At 62.3% G+C, this 3,399-nt stretch carries 4 protein-coding genes; 3 read left to right on the top strand and 1 reads right to left on the bottom strand.

The genetic code is table 11. The features are described from left to right. Positions 1-1,139: TolB family protein (locus tag D8Y22_RS18365; protein ID WP_174811911.1), on the bottom strand; the 1,139-nt coding region annotated here is incomplete at its 3' end. A gap of 132 nt (positions 1,140-1,271) precedes the next feature. Here D8Y22_RS18365 and D8Y22_RS18360 point away from each other — a divergent pair. The 3 genes from D8Y22_RS18360 to D8Y22_RS18350 all read left to right on the top strand — a co-directional run. Then, entirely contained in the window at positions 1,272-1,832 is a 561-nt protein-coding gene (locus tag D8Y22_RS18360) for a hypothetical protein (protein WP_141466138.1), read from the top strand. Between the two features lie 152 nt (positions 1,833-1,984). Then, positions 1,985-2,650, top strand: coding sequence for an NfeD family protein (locus tag D8Y22_RS18355; RefSeq protein WP_141466137.1), 666 nt, complete (start codon positions 1,985-1,987; stop codon positions 2,648-2,650). Positions 2,651-2,754: 104 nt separating this feature from the next. Next, positions 2,755-3,399 (top strand): SPFH domain-containing protein (locus tag D8Y22_RS18350; protein WP_246084506.1); only part of this gene is annotated, 645 nt, incomplete at its 3' end.

Here is a 3,399-nt window from a genome sequence, read left to right as displayed (position 1 = left end):
TCATACGTATCGGACACCGCTGACGCGGTGTCCTTGTCCTCTTTGATTCGACAGCCACAGCTGAGCGGTATCAACAATCTCCTACACAAGAGCGTACGAGGAATACCCGCGGTCGGTGCGTCGGTCCACCGTTTTGCCTCGCCCGTCTCGACGTCGACGACGAAGACGTTCGTGTTGACCGTATCGCCGGTCGTCGACAGCGCGAAGCGTTCAGCGTCGGGATCGAAGCTAACGCCGCCGGAGACGCCGCCGGGCAGCTCCGGCTCGGGGAACGTCTCGAACTCGGTCGGGTCGTCCGCGTCGAACTCGCCGACGGTCAACTCGGTGTACCCCTCGACGTTTCGTGAATACACGAACCGCCCCGTCTCGTCGTCCAGTGCGATGCCGTCGATGTTCCACTTCCCGCCGTCGTCGACGGTCTCGAGGTCGCCGCTCTCTACGTCGAGATAGGCGAGATAGAGCGTGTCGGCGTCACCGTGGTCGGTGACTAGATATATTCCCTCGCCGTCGGGCGCCCAACTTGCACTTTGGTAGCGAACGTCTCCCTCGTGGGGCGTCAGATGCTCGCGCTCGCCGGTCGCTACGTCGAGCACGGAGAGGTCCTGATCGAAGTTCGAGTACGCCTGCGAGACGAGTAGCTGCGAGTCGTCGGGACTCCAACCCGACAGCGAGAGCCAGCCGTCGCCCTCGAGGACGCGTTGGGGCTCGGCGTCGGCACCTGCCTCGTCACGGTTCTGGACGTAGACATCGAAGACGGACTCGTCGCGGCGGTTCGAGGCGAACGCGAATCGATCGCCGTCGTGACTCCAGCCGCCCCAGCGGTGTTTGGCATCCGGCGTGGCCGTCAGATTCACGATCGCACCGGTCTCGGTCTCGAGCCGATAGAGCTGTGTACGCTCGTTGCCACCCTCGTCCATCCCGAATATCAGCTCCGGGCGGTCGGGCGACCAGGAGGCGAAGGTGACGCGCTCGTCGTAGAACGTTCGCTGCTCGGGCCAGGCCTGGGGCGCTGTCAGCGTCCAGACTTGCGACGTGCCGGTCGTGTCCATCAGAAAAGAGAGCCGCTCTCCGCCGGGGGCGAACGAACCACCGTAGGCGCTTCGGACGTTGAGATACCGTTCGATATCGTAGGTCGTCATATGGGATCCTCGCGGTCCAGACCGGTAGGCGTTTGGGATCCGTTCACCCGACCGCAGGCCTGCGGTAAGCGGACGTTCGCGATCCAATTGGTGCGGTTAACAAAGGGAATCGGCTCGCGTAGCTCCGGACCGATGGCACCCCAGCGCGACGACGAGCACGGACGCGAAGTTCGCGGATCAGTCTGGACAGTCGCAATAACGACCGTGATCGTCCTCCTCGCGTTCGGCACGACCGTCGCGCTGGTCGGCTCGGAGTTCGCCGCCGACGATCCGTCCGAGGATGCCCTCGAGTCGATCGAACAAACCGGCGACGAGCAGGGACTGGATGTCGCCAACGAGACGACTACCGACAGTACCGACCCCGAGCTCGAAGACGAGGAGGAGGTGGACGAAACGGACGACGCGACCGATACTGACGATGATGGCGATGAGGAATCGAACGACGAAGACCGAGACGATGGCGAAGAATCTGCTGACAGCGGGGAGTCAGACGACGAAGCGGCTGACGACAGTGACGAAGAAGCCAACGACGAAGAAACCGACGACTCGGGACCGACTGACGAGACCGCCAGCGACGACGACGTTTCGACCCCCGACGATCTCGATGAAACTGACGACATCGGCCTCGTTGACCGCTTCAATTCGTTCATCGAAACGCTCCTTTCGCTGGGTGACGACGGGAGCGGAACCTGACACGACCACGATCTGCCGTACGTACCACCGACACAGGCCCCCAACGCAGACAAATTGTGAACGAGGACGGAACTGCGTTCGATCGAAGCCACTCGCTGAATGTACCCCTGGCTCGGTAAACATTTAATCGGGCAGAGCCCTTACCGTCAGATATGCTCGAGGCCCTCTTCGGGAACATGCCGCTTTTGCTCTTGTCGGTGGGACTCCTCCTGATGGCGCTGGAGGCAGTCTCACCCGGCGCACACTTCATCGTCATCGGTGTCGCGCTGGTCGGCGCGGGGCTGGTCGGCGTGCTCTTCCCGCCAGTTGCGAGTCCGTTCATCCTGGCAGGGCTGACGCTGCTGATCGGGCTCATTGCAACCTACGTCTACCACGAGTTCGACTTCTACGGTGGGAAAGGAACCGCCCAGACATCCGATTCGGGCTCGCTGGCCGGAACGACCGGCTACGCCACCGAGACGATCACGAACCGCGATGGGGAGGTCAAACTCGACCAGGGCGGCTTTGCACCGTTTTACAGCGCCCGAACGACCAGCGGGACCATCGAAGAAGGCGAAGAGATCATCGTCCTCGATCCCGGCGGTGGCAACGTCCTCACCGTCGAGTCGATGGACGCTATCGGCCAGGACGAGATCGATCGCGCTCTCGCCCAGGGACCAGCCACGGACGACGAGGACGAACACGACGACGGTTCCCTCGAGGAGCATCTCGACGATCCCGAATCAGCAAACGTCGGCGACGACAACCGGGAGTCGTCGTCCAACCCGGCGGCCGACACCGACTCGGCGACCGAACGCGAGACCGAAAAGTCGAGTTGAGCATCCGGTTCGCGGATCACACCGGCCGCCTACACGGGGTTTGCAGCCGGATATGTCGGTAAAACAAGGGAACGCTTTTCACCTCACCACCATAACGTCGATGTATGGTCGTAGAACTGTTCCCCATGCAGACGACGGGCGGTGCCGTACTGTTCGTCGGTGCCCTCGTCCTCGTCGTCGTTATCGCTGCGTTGCTCAGTGCGATCGAAATCGTCGACGCCTACGAGAAGCGCGCGCTGACCGTCTTCGGCGAGTACCGCAAACTCTTAGAGCCCGGTATCAACTTCGTGCCACCGTTCGTGTCGAACACCTATCGATTCGATATGCGTACCCAGACCCTCGACGTCCCCCGTCAGGAAGCGATCACACGGGACAACTCGCCGGTGACGGCCGACGCTGTCGTCTACATCAAGGTGATGGACGCCAAGAAGGCGTTCCTCGAGGTCGACGACTACAAGAAGGCGGTCTCGAACCTCGCCCAGACGACCCTGCGTGCCGTCCTGGGCGACATGGAACTCGACGATACGCTGAACAAACGCCAGGAGATCAACGCCAAGATCCGGACCGAACTCGACGAACCCACCGATGAGTGGGGGATCCGCGTCGAGAGCGTCGAAGTTCGCGAGGTCAACCCATCCAAGGACGTCCAGCGCGCGATGGAACAACAGACCTCCGCCGAGCGCAAACGCCGTGCGATGATCCTCGAGGCACAGGGTGAACGCCGCAGCGCCGTCGAGAAGGCCGAAGGT

The sequence above is a fragment of the Salinadaptatus halalkaliphilus genome (assembly GCF_006543045.1).
GTDB classification, from domain to species: domain Archaea; phylum Halobacteriota; class Halobacteria; order Halobacteriales; family Natrialbaceae; genus Salinadaptatus; species Salinadaptatus halalkaliphilus.
The sequence above is the reverse complement of the archived record's forward strand: the minus strand, read 5'-3'. Positions and strand labels throughout refer to the sequence as shown.

Bases quoted from the DNA above. Each gene is read 5' to 3' on its own strand.
- D8Y22_RS18360 (WP_141466138.1), top strand. From the start codon at position 1,272: ATGGCACCCCAGCGCGACGACGAGCACGGACGCGAAGTTCGCGGATCA.
- D8Y22_RS18355 (WP_141466137.1), top strand. From the start codon at position 1,985: ATGCTCGAGGCCCTCTTCGGGAACATGCCGCTTTTGCTCTTGTCGGTG.